Consider the following 21,060-nt stretch of genomic DNA (forward strand, 5'->3'; position numbering starts at 1 on the left):
TATCGGATCTTTTATCGAAAGGGTTTAGTCAGATGATAACCGATATAATAAAAGACTTCTCTGCATAAAAAGGGGAGCTTGCTTCTTACGCTTTGGTAAGCGCTCCGTGACGCGGGTGAAGGATTGGCTTCGAGTCCCATATCTTCAGCCATCACCATCGCCCGCTTCATGTGCAGCGGATCGCTCACGATGAGATACGAGGACAGCCCTGCCGCATCGCCTATCTTGTCGGCATAATACAGGTTTTGCTCGGTGATCGCCGAAGTCGTCTCTACCAAGATGTCCCTCTCCGGAACGCCGTGTTCGATGGCATATTGTTTGGCAGCTTCCGATTCGGCCACTTCATCTCCCGATCCGCGTCCTCCTGTAAAAATGAGCTTATCTACGTATTGTTGATCATACAGCCATAACGCATGATCGATGCGCCCCTGAAACACAGGCGAAGGTTTCCCCTCCCATACTGCGGCACCCAGCACGATCGCTGCATCGGAGGGAATATTCACCGTTCGCCCTGCATATTTCCAAATCGTGTATCCCACATTAATCGAATAAACCAGCATGATGGCTATCAGTCCCAGCAAAACTCTCAACAAGACGCGCTTTCTTCTACTTCTTGCTTTCCGCGGCTGCATCAATCGGGTCATGCAACACCTCCAACTTCCACTCGTTCAACTCCAGCCTTCATTTTAGCATCATATGTACAGGGATATAATACAGCAAAGAAGCCTGCAGCTCCATAATGGAGCTGCAGGCTTTTGATTATCCAACTTCCTCTTGGTTCCAACGGACATCAATCCGTTTCATAACCATATAGCGTGACTCTGTTCTTCCCCTTGCTCTTGGCAATATGCATGGCTTTCTCCGTTTCGTCAGTCAAATGGGAAAGACTCAGCATGGAGGTAGGCGTTAGGCAAGCCGCTCCTACGCTTACCGTCATAAACCCGTCTTCCTCCGTGCGGTCTTTGGGGATGCTGAGCGCCAGGACGCCTTGACGTATCTTCTCAGCCAATTCATAGGTTCGGTCGGGATCGGTATCTTTGATCTTCAATATAAAGGTTCCGCCGCCGTAACGCGAAACGGCCGCTCCATAGTATTCACCTATGATTTTCAGTGCGTCGGCAATCCATTGCAAACATAAATCCCCGCCGTATAAACCATGAAGCGTGTTATACACCCGGAAATCATCGATATCGACCATCAACAAGGCCAGAGAAACCTGATTCTGAATGCATTCCTTCCAATCCGTCGCCAGTTCTTTTTCGAATGTTGCCGGATTGGGCAGTTCGGTCAACGGATCAGTTGTCACGTAGCTCTGAAGCTGGTTCAATACATCGGAATATACGCGATCGGGGCCTCCATCCGGTGTGCCCTCTCTCAAAATGACCATAATGGATGATTTGCGTCCCTGATGGATGGCTGCCAGCATATATTCAAGTTCGATTCCCTTTCCATCCAGCGTTTCGAACCAGCCGCTGCCGGAAACGAGCTGGGCTTGATTCTGATCCATCCGTTTGATTTGCTCTTTTAGACCCAGGCGGGAACTATCGCTAGCTAAGGTGTATATTTCAAGCTGGAGCAGTTCCTCGGGCCTCGTTGCGCCAAACAGCGTCTCGGCCCGCGAATTGCAATACACGATGGTTCCCGCCGTTGTCAGTGACAAGAAGGCTACGGGGGAGTGGCCCATAAGCTGCAAATACCGCTCCTCGTTCTCCCTGAATATGCGTGCATTCTGAATGGCCTGTTCTTTGGCTTGTCTTAATTGAACATCGGTTTGCTTGCGGACAATCGATTTCAATTGGGGGAGTACGCTTAATTCCTGAGACTTCCATGAGTATGAAGTGCCCTCCACCACCTGCCTCCATTTTTCGAACGATTTTCGAGGGGATAAGCGCATTCTATCCTCTTCTTGTATAACGGCTTTGGCCGGATCGCCAGCCCAATCCACGATTTCAACAACCTCCGGCCTGAACCACATGACATAGTTTTGTTGACCTGGCGACAGGGCGAGATACAATACGCCGGAAGCCACATCCTTGAATGCTTTGGCAGGCTCATACTCTGCGCTGAGTTTCGAGCTGTGGTACGTATAATCCTCTGCTTGGGCGGATAACCAGCCGGCTAGCTCCATGACTTGCTTCGAGGTCGGCGACGTGCCGTACAGCATTAAATTATCCTGGTAATAGACGGCGGCACCGGTAGCGCTCATTAAATCCAGCAGGCCCTGCTCTTCGGTCTCAAGCTGCTCAAGCACCTGATAGACATCGGTGTTGCCGATGAAAATTTCGGTAAAACGGGCGGATAAAATTCGAAGCCTGAGCTCGGTTTGGTAATCGTCGAGCTGCTGGCGTTGATACAGTTCGTTGGAGAAAAAGGATCCCAGAAAATTGCACAAGTTGCGGGTGCGGTGAGATACGTATTTTCGGCTGTAGTGATGGCAGGTGATTAATCCCCATAACTGGTTGTCATGGATAAGGGAGATCGTGGTTGTCGCGCCGACCCCCATATTATGAAGGTACTCAATATGAAGCGGCGACACGCTGCGAAGAACGGATAAACTGAGGTTCAGCGGCTTTCCGGTCAAAGGCTGCACGGTGGGGATAATCTCGACCGGCGTATAACCCACGTCAACAATCGTACGCAGCCAATTTCTCAAATACAGTTCACGGGCTTGCCGAGGAATATCCGATGCCGGATAATGATGGCCCAGGAAGGATTCCAGCCCTTGCTCTTTGGCTTCGGCAATCACTTTACCGTTCCATTGATCATCGAATTCATACAGCATCACACGGTCATAACCCAGAATGTCCTTCACGAGCTCGCAAGCCACTTGACTTGCTTCAACCCGATTCTCGGTTCTTTTCATCCGACTGAAAAACGTTTGTATCCATTCAAAATCATCCGTAAAGGGCACGGTATCTTCTGAAACCGGCTCCAGTTCCAGCAGAATCAGCCCTTCGCTTTCGTGAAGAATTCCGATAAACTCAATCGGCTCATTGGCAACCGAAATCGTAAGATTGATATATTGTAAGTCCGGTGTCGCTATTGCTTGAAGGTCTCGGCGAATCATAAGCTCAAATTGCGTTTTTCCGATAAACTCCTCAAGGCTCTGTCCCAAAAGGGACTCGGCGCTGATCCCGAGCAGCTGCTCCGTATTTCGGCTGCACTGCGCGATCCTGAAATCGTCGATAGGATTAATGGCAAGCAGTGCGCCATGGGGCTGAATGTATCCTGGAATGTGAATAGGTTCTTTTTCGCAATTGGTCAGGTCGATCGGTTCATCCGTTACATAATCGCCCTCCGTCAGTAACTTTCGATTAAGTGCATCCTGTTCAGTCATTGCTTATCAACTTCCCTTATTCACAGATTTAAAACCAAATGCCCAATGCATCTCATTGTTATAAAGAGATACATTGGGCACAGCATATTATAACAACAGGTCTATGAAATTGTACGCCATTCAGACTCTAGCATAGCATAGTAATACTCATCCCACCAAACTTCGCCTCGAGGGATACACTGCCTAAAGAAGCCTTCTCTCCTCATGCCAAGCTTCTCCATCACCTTATACGAAGGCGTGTTCTCTGGCTGGCATGTCGCGATGATCCGGTGTATTCCCAATGCTTCAAAGCCATACTGAAGCAAGGCTCCGGCGGCTTCCGTAGCATACCCCACACCGTGGTAGGCTGAATGAAAGACCCAGCCGATCTCGTAAGTATGTTCGCCAAAGCAGGGATGAAACACCATGTGTCCGATCACGCGTTGTTCCTTCTGCAGCGTCACGGCATAATGGTGCGCTTGCCCGCCCTTGTTCTGCTCCAGAAATTCCTTCACCGTCTCTTCCGTATGCACCGGCTCCGGCATGTAAAACATCACCAAGGGATCGGATGTATATTGAAGAACATCCTGCCAATCTCCTGGTTCAAATTCGCGAATCACTAATCTTTCGGTAACGATATGCATTTGCCCGACTCCTCTTCAAGTTATATTTCCGTGTCCTCTTTGCTCACACTTCAATACAGGGACAAATGCGATTCGCCGTTGATCCTTTTCTTTGTCTTTCCTGATAACGCCGGGTCACCTTCTTTCATGCTGCAGGCTGTTTATACTTTATTCGACTTTATGTATGAAACCCCTTCATAAATTGTCAAATTGCTGGATATTTTGTCTTGATATCGATTTGATTTTATCAAAATGCATGCCTTCATGATATAAGCAGAAGCTTAAGAATTCTTCTATCTTGGATAACTTTAAACCTTTGGATGTCGTGTAGGGAGACAAGACGGTATCTTGCAGATGTGTTGTGTACCTCTGTTCGATCCACTGGACTTGACCTTCAAGCCGTTCGATAAGTTCGCTCATGGAAGGCCATGAAGCGTTGATCTCCCTTGGTTTGGAGCCCGTCTGGAACAGCTCGGTATAATGCTCGGGGAGGTGCATGGTCTCGCCATTCACGCCGAACGTAAACCGTTCCAGCGTCAAATAGATATGTCCTGCATTCCACTTCACGTGGTTGTTCATTCCGCTCGGAATCCATTCCGCCATATCATCCGGGATATCCCTTACAAGATTCAAGGTTTGTGCACGTACAAATTCCAAATGTTCAAAAAGGTATGGTCGCATGTACCTCGCTCCTTCTCATCTGATCTAGCATCCGCTTAACCGAGTGTACCCTATATAATAAAAAAGGAATAATACCGATTACGCTTCGTTTCATAAAAAAAATGGATGAATCAGGCGCGAGCCGTTCATCATCCATGGATATCGTAGTGTCTTTCGCGGATATCCGCCTGGATATAGGAAATAAAAGAACGGATGTGTGCGGGTATCGCTTCTAGCTTTTTGGTACACACCCGTATGGGATGCGGGATCGTTACGCCTGTTACCTTTACCTTGCTAAGTTCGCCGGAAGCCAGCTCTGTCTTGATGGATAGAGCCGGGACCAGGGCAGCCCCGTAACCCGCTTTAACCGCCTCAATGGTTTCGTTCAACCCCTCGATCGTGATGGAGGAACGAAGTCCCCGGATGCCTGAGGCCTCAATCAGAGACATTAACTGTTTTCGTGTGTAACTCCCTTCCTCCCTCAGCACAAAAGGCTCCTCCATAAGCTCGAATCGAGTAACTTCTCTGCCGGCTAGGCGATGAATTGCGGGTACGGCAAAAATCAATTCGTCCTCCATAATCATAAAGGACTCAATGACCTCGTCTTCAATGGACCAACTGCCGCAAACGATCGAGATATGTACCGAATGATCCCGTAATCGCTGCAGCGCTGTGTTGGAATTCCCTTTCAGCAGCTCCACATCCATGCGCGGATTCTGTTGTTTATATCCAACCAGCCATCCGGGAAGCAAGGCGGTCTCCGGCAGCTCCGTCGCACATATCCGCAAACTTCCCTCCCGGCCAGATTTAATGGCTTGCATCATGTCTTCCATCTCGGCTTCCATCGAAAATAACCGCTGGGAGTGCGCGGCCAACGCTTCACCGGCTTCTGTCAATTGAATATTGCGCCCATTCGCCTCAATCAATTTCAAGCCGAGTTCCCGCTCCAGATTGCGGATTTGGGCGGTAACGGCCGGTTGGCTTAACATTAGATTGCCGGCCGATTTCGTAATGCTTCCCGTTTTGGACACATCATTAAATATGCGGAGTGCATGAAGATTCATAGATCCATCCCTCGATTCTTGAACGATTCACTGTGATAAAGAAGGTTTCCGATAAGGTTTGATCGGTTAACGACATCCCGACTGGTGTCAGCGAGTATTTCATTCTATCATGCGGATTACAATAACCATAGGCAAGCCGAAACTTTCGTTCGTCAGCTTGCACAAATCTGTCACGGGCTCCAAGTTCATACGTTTCATGCGACTGCCCCCGTCCTCTAGTTAAATAACGGAATCGTTCAGCATGTTTTTCCGCCCGTGCTGCAACATTTCTACAGATCTCCCGTCTATAGAGGTGCAGCAAGTACATTTTACCAATTCGCGCATGGCTTGGCTGTATCCTAGCCTTTAGGATAATCTACACTTGGAGGATACCTATCATGAACAAAATCTACAAAGTACTAACAACCGCTACAATTCTGGCGATGGCAGCACTGCCGGCAGCCGCTAATGCACAGGACGCCCCTCCTGCTTCAGTCCATTCGGGGCAAGGCAGCATCGTGAACCAGGCAAAGAAAAGCGTTCCTGGAACCATGGGTTACATAACGGAATACGTAAACGATGAAACGGGCAAATGGATTACGGTCACCGGCCGCGGTCTCGGTGCCACCGATCAACAAGAAATCAAGCTCTCCATTTCGAAGGACACTAAAATCATCGATGCCAAAGGAAACAAAGTCCAACTCCAAACGATTGTGGACAAGAACAAAGCAATTAAAGCCTTCTATGGCCCGAACATCACCAAGAGTCTGCCTGCTCAAGGCTCAGCGCTTACGATCATCGTTCAGGATAAAGACTTTGCGGGTATTGATGGAACCATCGCTGAGGTAACCAAGCAAGGCATTCTGGTGGAGGGTACCAATCTGTACAACGACAGTGAAGAGACTATCCTGCTTCATCTGGATCCAAAAGCGACAATCATCAATGCAGACGGCAGCACGCTCAATGCGGGTGGCCTGGAAGCCGGCATGAGCATTCGCGCTTTCTACGGACCTTATGTGGCGTTAAGCATGCCGCCTCAATCGTCAACCAACTACATTCGGGTTCAAGCCCAAGCAGAAGAGCCTGTACAAGAAGAAGCTGCCGGCACGAACGGAATCATTACGGACAAGGCAGATAACAAAATCACCGTCATGGGTCAGGCACTGGAGTCGGGCGGCGTCAATTACGTCATCCTTACCGTAGACGAAAATACGGAGATCGTCGATGCGAAGGGTAAACCGCTGACGGCTGAAGCTTTGAAAGCGGATCTCCGCATCGAGGCCTATTACAGCCAAGTGATGACCCTGATTTATCCTGCCCGGACTCACGCTGATAAGATCGTGGTTTCGGAAACGACCGCTCCCAAAATCGAAGGCACCGTTGCAGCATCCGACCGCACGACCAAAGACCAGCTGTATATCAATGTAGGCTCCGACCAATCAACGGAGAATGACGTCATTCTTAACGTTACCGAAGACACGCAAGTGATTGCGGGGCTCAGCACGGAATCGGAACTGAAACCGGGTACGAAGGTCGTAGCCTACCACTCGCCTATCATGACCAAGTCCATTCCAGCCATCACCTCGGCCGAAGTCATCATTGTTCAATCCGGCCAATAAGGGTTGATCCAAAATAATATGCTATGCAGCAAAAAACCATCGTACGCAGGACTCCTGAGTACGATGGTTTTTATTAGGATATCGATCCGTATCAACTATTCCTCAAACTCCACGTTGTGATAGACTTGCTGAACATCCTCAAGGTCTTCCAGTGCATCGATCAGCTTCTCGAACTGTGCCTGTCCTTCTTCCGGCAGGGACACAAAATTCTGTGCCAGCATCGTCAGCTCGGCAACGGTAAAGTCCGTTATGCCAGCAGCTTTGAATGCTTCCTGAACCGCATGGAACTGATCCGGTTCAGCGTAAACGATCACAGCTTCTTCCTCTTCCAAGATGTCGCGGACATCCAGGTCGGCTTCCAGCAGCAGATCCATGACTTCCTCTGCCGTCTTTCCTTCCACTCCGATGACGGCCGTTGGATCAAACATATAGGACACCGAACCGCTGACGCCCATATTGCCCCCGTTCTTGTTAAAGGCAGAGCGCACGGCAGGCGCCGTCCGATTGACGTTGTTTGTCAATGCATCGACGATGATCATCGATCCGTTCGGACCGAAGCCTTCATAACGAAGCTCTTCATAGTTCTCGTCCCCGCTGCCCTTGGCTTTATCCAGGGCGCGGTCAATGATCGCTTTCGGCACATTGTATGTTTTGGCACGCTCTAGTACAACCTTCAGCGCACGGTTGGATTCAGGATCCGGCTCGCCTTTTTTGGCGGCAACATAAATTTCCACACCGAATTTCGCGTATACGCGACTTGTATTAGCATCCTTGGATGCTTTCTTTTCCTTAATATTATTCCATTTACGGCCCATACGTTTCGACTCTCTTTCATCATTGAATCTGAAGCCGGTATTCAATAAATACCCCTGTCCATTATATCTCTATTAAGTCCCTTGAACAAGGTTAAGAGCGTAGATCCGGAAAATAGACACATACCCGTAATAATCATCAGGTTCGAAGGCACTTCAAGCGCATGAACCGATGCGGGAAGTGCCTTTTTGGCGATCGATTTATAGACAACACAAAATATATGTTGATTATTTATAGACAAAATATTATTATGTCTATGTATTAATCAACGAAATGCGCATTCGCTTTTTTTTACGATGTCCAGCCTCCACAATGCAGGTCACGAAAGGAGAATCATTCATGATGCTTAACAACCCGTATGTCCGAACCGTTGTGTTCTCACGCGTACTCTTGAACCTCGGCATTTGGGTCCGCAACTTCGCCATTCTGTTATACGTTACGGACATGACAGGCAATAATCCTGTGTATGTATCTCTCATATCCGTAGCCGAATTTGCCCCTATTTTCTTGTTTGCCTTCATCGGCGGTACTTTCGCTGACCGCTGGCGTCCTAAACGTACCATGGTCCGTTCGGATGTTTTGTCCGCGTTATCGGCATTTCTCGTGCTGATCGCCGTTCATAACGGGTCGTGGCAGGCATTGCTGGTACTCACGTTCTTCTCTGCCACCGTGTCACAATTTTCCCAGCCCTCGGCGATGAAGCTGTTCAAACAGCATGTGCCCGCTGAACAGCTGCAATCCGTAATGGCCATGTTTCAATCCATGGTTGCCTTCTTTACGGTCATCGGCCCGATCGCAGGCGCATTTGTATACCAGAAGTACGGCATTGAAATATCGCTGATCGCCACAGGCGCCCTATTTCTGGGTTCTGGCTTGATTCTGACTTTATTGCCTCGCGATATGCTGGAAGAGACACAATCCAAGCACCAGAATCTCCAGCAAGAACTTATCGAAGGCCTTCGTTATGTATGGAGTAATCAAACGCTCCGAACACTAGGTGCGACCTTCGCCGCCGCTGGCTTGGCATCGGGACTTATCCAGCCGCTCGCGATTTTTGTGACGATTGAGAACCTCGGGCAGGATAAATCATTCTTGCAATGGCTGTTAACCGTCAATGGGGCGGCGATGCTGGTCGGAGGGGGATTCGTCATGGCATTTGCCAAGAAAATAACCCCTCAAACCTTACTGGCTCTCGGACTGACCGTTAGTGCTATCGGAAACCTCGGTATCGGCTGGTCAACAAACATCATGTTTACGCTGCTGCTGCTGGTGCTTAACGGATTCTTCTACCCCGCCATCCACATTGGAATCAACACCCTGATCCTAAACAATGCGGAGGGGCCATATATTGGTCGGGTGGGCGGCGCGCTTACCCCGATCTTTATGGGCATGATGGTGCTGGGCATGTCGCTGGGAGGATTGCTCAAAGACCAGCTGTCCCTGTTCTTCGTCTATGCGGTCAGTGCACTCTTGCTCCTCACAGGATCGGCGTTGCTGATCCCATTATTTAAAAAGAAAACGAGCACGGCCGGCGTATTGGAGCAATGAGCAGCGAAAAAGAGCCGCCTCCCATTTCGAGAGGCGGCTCTTTGGTTTGAAATATGGGGCGAGACGGACAATGAGGTGCGATGAACGTAACAAACCGGAGTTCTTCTTTAAGAAGGGCTCCGGTTTGTTAATAACTTAGTAGAATTACGCGTGAAATTGTTGACCGTCCAATACTTCCTTCACGTAACCGGCGCGAATGACATAATCGCCCAAGCGCTCGCCGATCTCGCGTTCTTCTGCGTACTGCTTCATGATCTGGCGAAGGGAGTCCAGAATCTCAGCCTCCCCGATGTTCTCTTTATAAAGCTTGTTCAGCCGGTGTCCGGAGAATCCGCCGCCCAGGTACATATTGTATTTGCCCGGTGCCTTACCGATAAACGCGATTTCGGCCAGCATCGGTCTGGCACAGCCGTTCGGGCATCCTGTCATTCGAATGACGATGTCCTCTTCGCTCAGTCCGTTCTCTTCCAGGATCGGATCGATTTTATCCAATAGCGTCGGCAAATATCGCTCGGATTCGGCCATGGCCAATCCACAAGTCGGCAAGGCTACGCATGCCATGGAATTTCTGCGCAGCGCAGTATAATGATGGCCGTCCGTCAGCCCGTAACGCTTGATGAGTTCTTCAATCTTCTTCTTTTTGTGGCTGCTGATATTGGCAATGATCAGATTCTGATTGGCCGTCAATCGAAAATCGCCATTATGGATTTGGGCGATTTCGCGAAGACCCGTCATCAGCAGGTAATCGGCATCGTCTTTCACGCGCCCGTTCTGGATGAACAGCGTGAAATGCCATTTGCCGTTGCTGCCTTTTACCCAGCCGTAACGATCGCCGTTATGATCGAAATGGAACGGCTTTGCCTCCTCCAGCTTCCATCCCAGACGGCTGGTCAGCTCGTTAACGAACCAGTCGATTCCGCGGTCATCAATCGTATATTTGAAACGAGCATGCTTGCGCACTGCGCGGTCTCCGTAATCACGCTGAATCGTCACCGTTTTCTCGGCCAAGTCCACGATCTGCTCGGGTTTGCAGAATCCGATGACTTTCCCCACTTGAGGATAGGTGAGCGGATCACCGTGCGTCATTCCCATGCCGCCGCCTACCGAGACGTTAAAGCCTTTTAATTTGCCGTCCTCCACGATCGCTATGAAGCCGAGGTCCTGGGAATAAACATCGACATCGTTGGAAGGCGGCACGGCCATCCCAATCTTGAATTTCCGCGGCAGGTACACCGGGCCGTAGATCGGCTCCTGTTCCTCTCCATTCTGCGTGCTGTCCACGATCTTCTCGCCGTCAAGCCAAATCTCATGATACGCACGCGAACGCGGATCGAGATGACTGCTGAGCATGCGTGCCCATTCGTATACCTCCGAATGAATTTCGGATTGATCGGGGTTCGGATTGCACATGACATTACGGTTAACGTCACCGCAAGCGGCCAACGTGCTAAGCATGGCTTCATTGACTTCTTTAATGGTGCTCTTCATATTCCACTTCAATACACCGTGGAGCTGGAAGGATTGACGCGTTGTCAATCGAATCGTGCCGTTTGCATACTTCTGGGCTACGCGGTCCATCATCAGCCATTGCTCCGGCGTCACGACGCCGCCCGCGGCGCGTACGCGCAGCATGAACTGATAAGCGGGCTCCAGCTTTTGCTTGTGCCGTTCGTTTCGCAAGTCCCGGTCGTCCTGCATATAGCTGCCGTGGAATTTCATCAATCGGTTATCGTCTTCGGGAATCGATGCCGTAATGCGATCCTCCAATGTTTCTACAAGACTGCCCCGCAGATAATTGCTTCGACGCTTGATGTCCTCGACATCGCTATGCGGCGCACTATTCGGTGATACAAGGTTATTATCAGACATGTTCCTTTTCTCCTCTCGAAAACCACAGGGATGACCTCAATACACATCCCGCTGATAACGTTTCTGTTGCTGCATGAGCGTCAGATATTCCGCAGCTTCTTCCGGACTCATCCCGCCTTCTTGTTCAAGAATGGACCCCAGTGCGGAGTGCACGTCATGAGCCATCTTCTTCTCATCGCCGCATACATATACGCAAGCCCCTTCTTGGAGCCACTGGTACAGCTCCTTGCTGTTCTCCAGCATCCGGTGCTGCACGTACACTTTCTTGTCCGTATCCCGTGAGAAGGCAACATCCATGCGAGTCAACACCCCATCCTTCAACCAGCGCTGCCACTCGATCTGGTAGAGGAAGTCCGTCGTGAAATGCTGATCGCCGTAGAACAGCCACGATTTCCCTTCAGCTCCCGTCTCTTCCCGTTCCCCCAGGAAAGCCCGAAAAGGGGCCACGCCCGTGCCGGGTCCAATCATAATAATCGGGGTGTCCGGATTCTCGGGGAGTTTAAAGTTCGGGTTATGCTGAATGTATACCGGCAATGAATCACCAGCTTCCAGTCGTTCTGCCAATTGTACCGAGCACACCCCGTAGCGGTTACGGCCATGTGCTTCATAGCGGACCGTCCGAACGGTAACATGGACTTCATCCGGAAACGCTTTGGAGCTGCTTGCGATCGAGTACAGACGAGCCGGAATCTTGCGCAGAATGGATACAAAATCGCTTGCCGCCACTTGCTGCAGCCCATAATCCTGTACCAGATCCAGCAAATCCCGTTCCTCGATATAGGCACGAAGTTCCTGCTCATGTCCAGGCTCCAGCAGTTTCCGAAGCCCTTCGCTCCCCGACAGCTTAGCCGCCTGTTCAATCAGAGGTTTCGTGAGAACCGTGATTTCATAATGACGGAGCAAGGCATCCCGCAGCTTCCGCGCTTCGCCACTTTTGTTCACAACGACCGCTTCGTCTGCATTCCATCCCATGCCAGCGATGAGATCATCTACCAGCTGCGGATGATTTTCCGGATAGATGCCTAAACTGTCGCCAGGCTCATACTGCAGATTCGATCCTTCAAGCGATATTTCGATATGACGGGTTTCCCGGTCAGACCCTCTTCCGTTCAAATTCAAATTTTCGAGGATCTCGGCTTGAAACGGATTACTTCTCGAATATTCCGATTCCGTACTGTCGGTCAGGGCTACCGCGCTTACATGTTCAACAGCGGACGATCCCGCTCCGGCCTCATTCAACGATAGGAGGACCTGATTCATCCATTCCGCGGCCGATTCATCAAAATCCACGTCGCAGTCTACTCTTGGCGTCAGCCGCTTACCGCCCAGTTCCTCGAGGCGCTTGTCGAAATCTTTACCCGTTTGGCAGAAAAATTCATACGAGGTATCCCCCAGCGCCAGTACGGAATATTGAAGATTCTCCACCTGAGGCGCCCGCTTGCCATGCAGGAACTCATAGAATGGAATCGCGTTATCCGGCGGTTCGCCCTCTCCGTGCGTACTTACAATAATGAGGAGATTCTGTAATTTTTTCAGGTTGTTCGGCTTGAAATCGCTCATCGAGGACATGGTGACCTGCAATCCGACTTCTTCAAGCTTCTTCGATAACTTTTTCGATAATCCATGACCGTTGCCCGTCTGGGACCCATATAGGACGGTGACTTCTTTAGGAGCTGACACGACCGGTGCCGATACGGCCGCCGCCGCACTCGCTTGCGGTGAAGCAGCAACTGCCGCGGCGGCTGCCGTTCCCTGCAAAGCCGCGATAAAGCCGCTCAGCCACGTCCGCTGGGATTCCGTCAGTGTAGGCAGTAAGCGATTCAGCAATTCCACTTGTTCCTGATTAAAAGGACTGTTCGTTACTTGAAGTTCCAACAATATCCACCTCTCAAAAGCGCACATTATTAATTCCTACTATTGCGATACAATTAATTTTATTGCTCCTCTGAACCTATCACAGCTTAGGGGACCGGTCAATTACAATGTTCTTATAGCATTTATCAGTTTTCCTGATAAATCGGTTTTCCCGACGTTTACTGGATAAACGCAAGCCGAATTATGGAATATCGCCATCCCCGAATGGTAATGATACCAATGATAAGGAGGAAGACATCGGATGCACAATCAAGACTGCAATTTTACGCCGCTGAAACGCAAATTAAAGGAACAGCTCTCGGATATCACGGGCCATCTGCAGCAGGTTATCGTCAATTTGGATCAAGACGGCTCCTGCCTGCTAGGGGAGCTGGACTCGATACGAACCAAGTTCATGGAAGCCGAATCGATTTCATCAACGTATTATCTCAATTGTTTTCTCTTCCCCTTCACCAGCAAATATCAAGAAATCGCGAAATCTGTATACCATCTCAGCCAAAAAAATCTGGGTGCGTTGATTGTTATTCAACGCGAGGACGGCCTGGATTCCTTAATAACGCCCGGCATTCCCTTGTCGGCAGAAATCACGAGCCCCCTGCTTGAATCCATATTCGTTCCGGGCAGTCCGCTCCACGATGGAGCTGTGCTCGTGCGCAAAGATATGATTATTTCGGCTGCGAACGTGCTCCCGTTAACCGCCAAAACCTATGGGGATCGCAAGCTCGGAACCCGTCACCGTGCAGCCATAGGCCTGTCCGAGATCAGTGATGCCTTGGTCCTCGTTGTATCGGAAGAGACCGGAAGAACCTCCTTCTGCATGGAGGGCACAATGTATCCTTTATCCATCAGCAGCCCCTAGCGCATTGGCTGTTGATTCATTCTGCTTCCTAATATAGCAAATGAAGAGTAACCCTTCCTGACCGAAGCCGGCATATCTCATTAGACTAAACCTTGAAAAAAAGAGCCGCAGATGCTGAGTCTGCGGCTCTTTTTGTGGATCCAACCGATGGTGGAGCTTTATGCAAAGGTATAGGTCCAGAATCGCTCCGTTCCGAAGCGCTGCTCCACTTCCTTGGCCTTCATCTGTTTCTTGCCAAGCAGCTCGGCTGCTTGGAATTGAGAGCGATGAGCTTGAATGGAGTTCAGCTTCTGCACCATAAACATGGATACGTCTTGGTAGACATCCGGTTTACCCAGTTCCTGTTCACAGTTGTTGGAGAAAGCCAGACATTGGACCACGGGTCTTTCTTCGGCAGGCATCCGACCAATCGTTCGAATGACGGCAGCGCCTGTTGCATCATGATCGGGATGTACGCTGTATCCAGGGTAGAACGTGAACACCAGCGATGGCTTGATCTCCTGAAGCAGAGAAGCAATCACGCCGTCCAGTTTGTCCTGATCCTCGAACTCAATCGTTTTATCATGGAAACCAAGCAATCTCAGATCCTGTATGCCGATGGCTTTGCAGGATTCTTCCAGCTCCGCTTTGCGTATCGTTGGAAGCGTAATGCGATTCGCGAAGGGAGGAATGCCCATATTGCGGCCCATTTCCCCCAGCGTTAAACACGCGTAGGTTACATGTGCGCCTTCAATAATATATTTAGCCAGCGTTCCGGACAAACCAAAAGCCTCGTCATCCGGATGCGGCAATACGACCAGTATGTTTTGCTCCATCGATCCTCGTCTCCTCTCTCTATTAAAAAGGTTCCCGGCTCAGCTGCAAAGCGACAACCAGTTTCCCCTGACTGTCATGACCCGCCATGATGAGCCGTTCGGTGTCCGTCTGCTCGAAGTGGGTGAGTCCTTCCGTATATACCCAGCCTTGGCCCATCTTCAATCCGACCCGGTAAGGTCCGTTGCCGGATATGGAACCATGACTGTAACGAATGGTTGCGTTCGTTATAAAATTAGCCGCCGGGTGTTTGGAGCTGTCATAATGGGCAGCATAGGCGCCTGTCGTCATCTCAAGATGAATATATAAATCCTGATCCTTCAATTTATCAATCATTTGCTGTACTTCAGTTTGATTTATGAGTTCCATATTTCCCTCCAATATAAAGAATCACTACGCCATAAGCAGTCGATATGATAATTCTATCATAATTAATGAGCAGGACGAAAACCCTCAAAACCGATGAACAAGATTATCTCTCGGCAAAGAGAGTTGCGTATTCCGGCTGTGCCGCATAAACGCTTAGTTCGTGCTCAGATATAACCGTATAGCCTTCCCGACGCAGAAGAGCCGTAGTCACGCCATAACCGGCCTGTTTCACATTGTCAAATTCTCCGTTATAAATCATGGCACTTCCGCAGGAAGGACTTCCCTCTTTCAGGACGATCAGCAAGGCTCCAAGCTCTTGTGCCATTCGAAGAGCCTGGTATGCACCTTGGATATACATCTCGGTCACGTCTCTGCCCGATAGCTCCACCACTCTGGCATTACCCGCCAGTACATCATCCCCGTTCCCTCCAACGATCTCCGCAGGTTCTCGAGGGATGGTGAATCCACCCAGCAGTTCGGGACATACGGTTACGGCTTTCTTCGCTTCTACAAGCAGCTGAATATTCGTATCCATGCTGTCAGTCGCATTATAGCGAACTTTCATACCGGCTAAACAAGAGCTTACAACAATCACAGATGCCACCTCAAATCTTTCGTTCATACAAACTTACAATCGAAGCCGTTCGCCCTCATTCAAGTATCATGAATCTGAACTCAAATGTCAACGAAATGCAATGAAGAGCTGCCGTGGTGTTCGGAAGCCCTTAATGCCAAAAGTGTATCCATTTTACGAACCAAACCACTTCTCCATCATGACTCATCTCACCATAGGAGCAACCCTCTTTAGGAAATGATTCATTAATATCGGCAAGGAAATCAGAATCGGCGGATCGTCCAGCCGGGGAACGTGGAGCGTAACATGAAGATGCGGCGTCCTGGCGTACGGCTTTACGATAACGGGCTCCTTTGAACGGGTACGCAGCGTAGTGGACTGAGGAAGCAGGAAATCGACCGCCTGCATGCCCCATGGTACCGAAGTAGCCATCAAATAATAAGTGCCGGGTCTGACGTCGGTAAAACGAAAGGAGCCGACGGATGAAAGCAAAGTACCGTATAGGGGAAACCCTTCGGGGATCGGCTTGGCAAACAGTCCGATCAAAATCACGCCCTGAAAGGGAGCCGCGGCCTCGATCGTGCCTTCAACCGTCAAATCGGGATTATCTACCGGCATGGACTCGCGCCAGCTGTTCAGCTTCTGCAGGGCTAACAGATGCTCGTCGGCCTCCTCCTTCGAGTTCCGGAATTGCGAAGGGGTCACCCCCACCCTCTCCGTGAAGCGTGTCGTAAACGTTCCCAGACTCTGCTGGCCGATCTCCATGGCGATATCCCGTATGCTTAAATGCGTATGTAACAGCAAATTCTTTGCCTTCTCCAGGCGAAGCGATGAAACATAATATAACGGAGGCAGCCCGATTCGATCCTTGAATATACGCGAGAAGTGATATGGACTGTACCCTATGTAATCCGCAAGCGCTGATAACGGGAGAGGCTCGTAAATATTCTTGTGAATATAAGCGATTACTTCATCGATTTCAGCATATCGATCAGTCATCAGGTCTGCACCATCTTTCATACCGGATATGTTATGTATGGATTCCAATTCATCTCTCTCGAAGAACAATTGTTCGCATTCATACTATCATATCCATCTAAAAAATGGAAGCATTTGCAATGCTATATTCACGAATTAAATAATTAAAATTGCAACTAAAAAGCCGCGCTGGTTGCACGGCTTTCATCATCTTAATCCATATTCGGAATATGGATTTCCACTTCTTTTTTGCTTTGGGAGGATCGCAGAATACCGTCCAGTATCGCTTGATTGCGAAGCACCTGCTCACCCGGAATCGGCGCCGGCTTGCCTTCGCGCACCGCGCTAACGAAATCCTTGATTTTCTCCTGGAATACATTCAGCTCATGGCTGATCAGCGGTATTGCGCTTTCGGTATGATGGCCCTGGATATCGTGGAACAAGGAAATCGATCCTACCTTCCCGTCCCATACACCGCTCCAAGGGCCTGAGCCTGCAGGCGTAATCTTCATGCCCGCATCCGTGCCAAGGAACATCGTTGCCCCGAGCGTATCCATATGCATAGCCCAGGATGTTTTAAAGTTAAGCACAAGGTCGCCTTCAAACCGAATGATGGCTACCCCGAAATCCTCTACGTTAAACGCTCCGGCTTCCGCATGGTATTTGGGATTCGTCCCGAAATAATTCGACGTATAAGCGGATACCGTTAATGGCTTGGGATATCCCAGGGCGTTCAGCGCCATGTCCAGGGAATAGCATCCGATGTCCGCCATAGCGCCTGCCCCGGCGATTTCCTGGCGAACAAACGTGCCGCCTGGCATTCCCCGTCGGCGGCCGCCCCCGGTTTCCACATAGTACACTTTTCCAAGCTCGCCGTTCTGGATCAAATTCTTAATGATGCCCATGTTCGGGTCATATCGCGGCTGGAAGCCTACATTAAGCATATTCCCGGTCTTCTTCGAGATTTGAACCATCTCGATCGCTTCATCCAAAGTGACCGACATCGGTTTTTCAAGCATAACGTGTTTGCCCGCCGACAGCGCATCGATCGTCGTACGGTAATGAGCGACGTTCGGCGTACAGATGCTTACGCCGTCCAGGTCAAGATCCAACAATCTGCGGTGGTCATCGAATCCGATGGCTCCCTGCAATCCCCAGCGCTCAATAAACTGATCGGCTCTGCCGGGTAAAATATCAGCTACGGCAACAATTTGCACATCGTCAATTTGTTTATAGTACTTTGCATGCTCCCCCGCAATGCCGCCGCTTCCAATAACTCCAATTCGAATGGTTTTGCCCATGGCTGATACTCCCCCTACAATTTCACATTCATGGCTCGGTATGTTGTTGGCGTATATCCGTATCTCTTTCGGAAAACGGTATGCAGATAACTGCCGCTGGAGAAGCCTTCGTGAATGGCGATTTTGTCAATCGACCAATTGGTATCGATCAGCTTCCTGCACACGGCTTCCAGGCGGACATGCTCCAAGATCTCGCTGAAGGACTGACCTTCCGCTTGCTCCTTGAATATCCGCTGCAGCTGTCTTGAGCTGATATGCAGCTTCTCTGCGACGTCATCCAGCACAACCTCCCCCGAAGAATTCGCATGGATATACTCCAACGCCAATTGATAACGGTAAGCCTTCATATCGCGCGAAGGCAGCTCCGCTTCCGATGGCTCGGATTCATATGCGCGCACAGCGCGCAGCAATATCTGAATAAGGCATTGCTTGATCGTTGTGTACAGACCCGAATATTTCTCCTGCGAAGCCTGATAAGCCTCAAGAAAATAAGGCATCGCTCGATGGATGTCCATCGTCGGCTTCATCGGCAATTCTCTCAGCTTCTCCATGCAGTCATCGGCTTCCGCCATTTCCCAAGGATCCGAAACAGGCAGTGCCGGGCTCTCAGGCTCGGAAATCTCATCGCGGGGAATGATGTCGACGTGCAGGCATAATTCGTCCATCGGTTCCGCGGTATCCGCTTCCTGATAATGAAGCACGTTCGGACCCGTTAAATAGAACATCCCTTCCCGCAGCGCATACGGCTCATCCTCCATAATAACGGTCCCCTTGCCGCGGGGTATGAAATGAAATTCATACTCCGCATGCTTATGGAAGGAGACAATCTTCCCGGGCGGGAAGGTGGTGAGATGAAACCGAAGGACCCGGATCTCGTAACGTCCCCAATAGACCCTAAGATCAAGCCGCTCCAAGGCATCCTGCCGCTCTTTCATCATTTCGTATGGAAAATGGTTATTCATCCCGGTGCATCATCCCTGTATCTTATGCTTGAAGTTCATCCAATCTTACAGCACGATGCTCCTTGGCCGAACGATTGGCTGCCTCCATCAATTTGGTCAATTCAACCGCATATGCGATATTTTCTTCGGCAACGGTATCTTCTTGAATATGAGAAATCCATTGTTCAAAGGCACTTGCGCGATTCGCCGGTACCGGCAGCTCGACCCAAGCATCCTTGTACTCTTCTTTTTTCGTTGAACGAATCAGAAGCTTGCTATCCGGCGTACCGTACAGGATGGTTCCATCCGTACCATGAATCTCGATCGTGAACGGAGAGAAGTTGTTAACGAATCCGGCTTCCACCACGCCGACGGCACCCGCCGCCGTAGAGAGCGTGGCAACGGCGTTGTCTTCTACCTCTTTGCCCGTTATGTATCCGAAATTCGCTTGGACGTCAATGGCTTCCTCGCCAAGGAACAGGCGCGTCAAATACATCGGATGGCAGCCCAGATCGATCAGGGCACCCCCGCGGCACTCCTCCAGGCTGTAGAAATGCTCAGGCAGCCAACCGGCGGTTGCGCCATTATGGGACAAGCGAACGCGAACGAGCGTCACGGTTCCCAGCAATTCCTGCTCCAATACCTCACGGATCGCCAGCGTATAACCGTCATTCAGCCGCGGTAGCGATACCGTGAATTTGACCTGATTCTCCTTCACGGCTTTAATGATATCATTGACCTCCTGAAGGGTTGCAGCAATTACTTTTTCCGTGAAAATATGCTTGCCTGCCGCTGCGGCCTTCAACATGACTTCTCTGTGCATGGATGTCGGAGCATCCACGATCACGGCATCAATATCGTCGCTTTGCAGCATGTCATCCAGCGATTCATGAAAACGCACGCCTTGCTTCTCGGCGGCTTCTCTTCCCCGCTCCGGATTCTCATCCCATACCGCTACGATCTGAGCATCGGGATGCTCCTGCGCTTGTTTCGTATAATCCCATGCGTGCACATGCCAATAACTAATTTTTCCGATTCTGATCATTCCAGTCACCTCAGTATCTAATATTAAGACATCATGCCATTAATCTATCACACGTACCGCCTGATTCACAGTGTAAAATTGCGACAATCAAGTTAGAAATCACGACATGGCCGCACACAAAGAACCCCGTCGTATGACGGAGTTCGATGTGATTTCGACTAAATTCCCAATCGTTCTCTGGCTGACGTGATGTGGGCAATGTGGTGATTCCCATGCCATGCATACATGCCTGCGGCGTATTCCAAACTCGTTGTTCGCTGGTTTTCGGGATGGTAGAACGTTCTCAGATAGTCCCCATCCTTCATATTCTCCAATAATGCGACCCATCTGGCATGTAATCCGTCGATCAATGCAAGCGGAGCCTCAATGTCTTGTGTCAATGAATCGTGCAGGGCAGCCCATTTCTGTTCGTCATACGGTTTAATCGTCGGGTTCTCTTCCGTCAACGCAAGTTTAAACCGGATATAGCTGTTCATATGACTGTCAGCAAGATGGTGAACAACCTGGCGGATCGTCCAGCCGCCCTCGCGATAAGCCGTATCCAGTTGTTCGTGGCTTAACCCTTGGACCGCTGCCCTCAGCTTCTCCGGCATTCCCTTAATCTCTCGGACCCAGACCTTCCTGTGCTTAGGCGACGTGCTGCCTCCCCAGTCAAACTGTCCTATCGGATACCTCAAATCCATGTTCCCTCTCTCCCTTCCATTATGTTTGAGATCATTCCATGTCATGATTTTAGCATCTCCGCCGAAAAATAATAGTGTCTGCACTCCTGATGGATGCTGCTTGTTTCCCGTCGAAAAGGCCCTCGGCATCT

Annotated in this window: 19 protein-coding genes; 3 read left to right on the forward strand and 16 right to left on the reverse strand. The window is 50.1% G+C overall.

The features are described 5' to 3' along the window. Nucleotides 1-11 precede the first annotated feature (11 nt). The 5 genes from MHH82_RS18830 to MHH82_RS18850 all read right to left on the reverse strand — a co-directional run bounded on the left by MHH82_RS18830 (nucleotide 12) and on the right by MHH82_RS18850 (nucleotide 5,663). Entirely contained in the window at nucleotides 12-644 is a 633-nt protein-coding gene (locus tag MHH82_RS18830) for a YdcF family protein (RefSeq protein ID WP_145038005.1), read from the reverse strand. Nucleotides 645-790: 146 nt separating this feature from the next. Next, the gene (locus tag MHH82_RS18835) at nucleotides 791-3,337 is read right to left on the reverse strand and encodes a diguanylate cyclase domain-containing protein (RefSeq protein ID WP_340967349.1); all 2,547 of its coding nucleotides are present in this window, start codon (nucleotides 3,335-3,337) and stop codon (nucleotides 791-793) included. A gap of 101 nt (nucleotides 3,338-3,438) precedes the next feature. Further along, nucleotides 3,439-3,960, reverse strand: coding sequence for a GNAT family N-acetyltransferase (locus MHH82_RS18840; protein WP_340967351.1), 522 nt, complete (start codon nucleotides 3,958-3,960; stop codon nucleotides 3,439-3,441). A gap of 174 nt (nucleotides 3,961-4,134) precedes the next feature. Further along, on the reverse strand, nucleotides 4,135-4,620 hold the full coding sequence (locus MHH82_RS18845; protein ID WP_145037999.1) for a DinB family protein: 486 nt from the start codon (nucleotides 4,618-4,620) through the stop codon (nucleotides 4,135-4,137). 128 nt (nucleotides 4,621-4,748) lie between these two features. Then, nucleotides 4,749-5,663: a LysR family transcriptional regulator gene (locus MHH82_RS18850; protein ID WP_340967354.1), complete on the reverse strand. Its 915-nt coding sequence runs from the start codon at nucleotides 5,661-5,663 to the stop codon at nucleotides 4,749-4,751. 377 nt (nucleotides 5,664-6,040) lie between these two features. On the opposite strand from MHH82_RS18850, the gene MHH82_RS18855 reads away from it, so the two are divergent. Then, nucleotides 6,041-7,261 (forward strand): peptidase, encoded by a 1,221-nt coding sequence (locus tag MHH82_RS18855; RefSeq protein ID WP_251496828.1) that lies wholly within the window; start codon nucleotides 6,041-6,043, stop codon nucleotides 7,259-7,261. 95 nt (nucleotides 7,262-7,356) lie between these two features. Here the strand turns inward: MHH82_RS18855 and MHH82_RS18860 are convergent, their stop codons facing one another. Beyond that, nucleotides 7,357-8,076: a YebC/PmpR family DNA-binding transcriptional regulator gene (locus MHH82_RS18860; protein ID WP_009596040.1), complete on the reverse strand. Its 720-nt coding sequence runs from the start codon at nucleotides 8,074-8,076 to the stop codon at nucleotides 7,357-7,359. A 337-nt stretch (nucleotides 8,077-8,413) separates the two neighbouring features. On the opposite strand from MHH82_RS18860, the gene MHH82_RS18865 reads away from it, so the two are divergent. Further along, complete coding sequence (locus MHH82_RS18865; protein WP_083775418.1) at nucleotides 8,414-9,622, forward strand: MFS transporter; 1,209 nt, start codon at nucleotides 8,414-8,416, stop codon at nucleotides 9,620-9,622. Between the two features lie 144 nt (nucleotides 9,623-9,766). Here MHH82_RS18865 and cysI read toward each other — a convergent pair whose 3' ends face one another. Further along, on the reverse strand, nucleotides 9,767-11,491 hold the full coding sequence (cysI, locus tag MHH82_RS18870; protein WP_015735926.1) for an assimilatory sulfite reductase (NADPH) hemoprotein subunit: 1,725 nt from the start codon (nucleotides 11,489-11,491) through the stop codon (nucleotides 9,767-9,769). Between the two features lie 36 nt (nucleotides 11,492-11,527). Beyond that, the gene (locus tag MHH82_RS18875) at nucleotides 11,528-13,366 is read right to left on the reverse strand and encodes an assimilatory sulfite reductase (NADPH) flavoprotein subunit (RefSeq protein WP_251496831.1); all 1,839 of its coding nucleotides are present in this window, start codon (nucleotides 13,364-13,366) and stop codon (nucleotides 11,528-11,530) included. Between the two features lie 241 nt (nucleotides 13,367-13,607). On the opposite strand from MHH82_RS18875, the gene cdaS reads away from it, so the two are divergent. Continuing rightward, nucleotides 13,608-14,225 carry a sporulation-specific diadenylate cyclase CdaS gene (gene cdaS, locus MHH82_RS18880; protein WP_015735928.1) on the forward strand — a complete coding sequence of 206 codons (618 nt, stop codon included), beginning with the start codon at nucleotides 13,608-13,610 and terminating at the stop codon, nucleotides 14,223-14,225. Between the two features lie 158 nt (nucleotides 14,226-14,383). Here cdaS and bshB2 read toward each other — a convergent pair whose 3' ends face one another. From bshB2 to MHH82_RS18920, 8 genes are all read right to left on the reverse strand, one after another. Beyond that, nucleotides 14,384-15,040, reverse strand: a complete 657-nt coding sequence (bshB2, locus tag MHH82_RS18885) for a bacillithiol biosynthesis deacetylase BshB2 (protein WP_009596037.1) — start codon at nucleotides 15,038-15,040, stop codon at nucleotides 14,384-14,386. 22 nt (nucleotides 15,041-15,062) lie between these two features. Then, nucleotides 15,063-15,407, reverse strand: coding sequence for a YojF family protein (locus MHH82_RS18890; protein ID WP_015735930.1), 345 nt, complete (start codon nucleotides 15,405-15,407; stop codon nucleotides 15,063-15,065). Nucleotides 15,408-15,510: 103 nt separating this feature from the next. Continuing rightward, complete coding sequence (locus MHH82_RS18895; protein ID WP_036661055.1) at nucleotides 15,511-16,002, reverse strand: DUF523 domain-containing protein; 492 nt, start codon at nucleotides 16,000-16,002, stop codon at nucleotides 15,511-15,513. Nucleotides 16,003-16,185: 183 nt separating this feature from the next. Further along, a complete protein-coding gene (locus tag MHH82_RS18900) occupies nucleotides 16,186-16,980 on the reverse strand; it encodes a helix-turn-helix transcriptional regulator (RefSeq protein WP_251496834.1) in 795 nt (264 codons plus the stop codon). A 191-nt stretch (nucleotides 16,981-17,171) separates the two neighbouring features. After that, nucleotides 17,172-18,260, reverse strand: a complete 1,089-nt coding sequence (locus MHH82_RS18905) for a Gfo/Idh/MocA family protein (protein ID WP_251496837.1) — start codon at nucleotides 18,258-18,260, stop codon at nucleotides 17,172-17,174. Between the two features lie 14 nt (nucleotides 18,261-18,274). Next, nucleotides 18,275-19,222 carry an AraC family transcriptional regulator gene (locus MHH82_RS18910; RefSeq protein ID WP_015735934.1) on the reverse strand — a complete coding sequence of 316 codons (948 nt, stop codon included), beginning with the start codon at nucleotides 19,220-19,222 and terminating at the stop codon, nucleotides 18,275-18,277. A gap of 22 nt (nucleotides 19,223-19,244) precedes the next feature. Continuing rightward, nucleotides 19,245-20,246, reverse strand: coding sequence for a Gfo/Idh/MocA family protein (locus MHH82_RS18915; protein ID WP_015735935.1), 1,002 nt, complete (start codon nucleotides 20,244-20,246; stop codon nucleotides 19,245-19,247). A gap of 158 nt (nucleotides 20,247-20,404) precedes the next feature. Then, entirely contained in the window at nucleotides 20,405-20,929 is a 525-nt protein-coding gene (locus MHH82_RS18920) for a YfiT family bacillithiol transferase (protein WP_251496839.1), read from the reverse strand. Nucleotides 20,930-21,060: the final 131 nt, after the last annotated feature.

This window comes from Bacillus sp. FSL K6-6540 (assembly GCF_038007545.1).

What these genes read in the sequence shown, in the direction of transcription:
- MHH82_RS18830 (WP_145038005.1), bottom strand. Translation starts at nt 644, where the DNA reads ATGACCCGATTGATGCAGCCGCGGAAAGCAAGAAGTAGAAGAAAGCGC.
- MHH82_RS18835 (WP_340967349.1), bottom strand. Translation starts at nt 3,337, where the DNA reads ATGACTGAACAGGATGCACTTAATCGAAAGTTACTGACGGAGGGCGAT.
- MHH82_RS18840 (WP_340967351.1), bottom strand. Translation starts at nt 3,960, where the DNA reads ATGCATATCGTTACCGAAAGATTAGTGATTCGCGAATTTGAACCAGGA.
- MHH82_RS18845 (WP_145037999.1), bottom strand. Translation starts at nt 4,620, where the DNA reads ATGCGACCATACCTTTTTGAACATTTGGAATTTGTACGTGCACAAACC.
- MHH82_RS18850 (WP_340967354.1), bottom strand. Translation starts at nt 5,663, where the DNA reads ATGAATCTTCATGCACTCCGCATATTTAATGATGTGTCCAAAACGGGA.
- MHH82_RS18855 (WP_251496828.1), top strand. Translation starts at nt 6,041, where the DNA reads ATGAACAAAATCTACAAAGTACTAACAACCGCTACAATTCTGGCGATG.
- MHH82_RS18860 (WP_009596040.1), bottom strand. Translation starts at nt 8,076, where the DNA reads ATGGGCCGTAAATGGAATAATATTAAGGAAAAGAAAGCATCCAAGGAT.
- MHH82_RS18865 (WP_083775418.1), top strand. Translation starts at nt 8,414, where the DNA reads ATGATGCTTAACAACCCGTATGTCCGAACCGTTGTGTTCTCACGCGTA.
- cysI (WP_015735926.1), bottom strand. Translation starts at nt 11,491, where the DNA reads ATGTCTGATAATAACCTTGTATCACCGAATAGTGCGCCGCATAGCGAT.
- cdaS (WP_015735928.1), top strand. Translation starts at nt 13,608, where the DNA reads ATGCACAATCAAGACTGCAATTTTACGCCGCTGAAACGCAAATTAAAG.
- bshB2 (WP_009596037.1), bottom strand. Translation starts at nt 15,040, where the DNA reads ATGGAGCAAAACATACTGGTCGTATTGCCGCATCCGGATGACGAGGCT.
- MHH82_RS18890 (WP_015735930.1), bottom strand. Translation starts at nt 15,407, where the DNA reads ATGGAACTCATAAATCAAACTGAAGTACAGCAAATGATTGATAAATTG.
- MHH82_RS18900 (WP_251496834.1), bottom strand. Translation starts at nt 16,980, where the DNA reads ATGACTGATCGATATGCTGAAATCGATGAAGTAATCGCTTATATTCAC.
- MHH82_RS18905 (WP_251496837.1), bottom strand. Translation starts at nt 18,260, where the DNA reads ATGGGCAAAACCATTCGAATTGGAGTTATTGGAAGCGGCGGCATTGCG.
- MHH82_RS18910 (WP_015735934.1), bottom strand. Translation starts at nt 19,222, where the DNA reads ATGAATAACCATTTTCCATACGAAATGATGAAAGAGCGGCAGGATGCC.
- MHH82_RS18915 (WP_015735935.1), bottom strand. Translation starts at nt 20,246, where the DNA reads ATGATCAGAATCGGAAAAATTAGTTATTGGCATGTGCACGCATGGGAT.
- MHH82_RS18920 (WP_251496839.1), bottom strand. Translation starts at nt 20,929, where the DNA reads ATGGATTTGAGGTATCCGATAGGACAGTTTGACTGGGGAGGCAGCACG.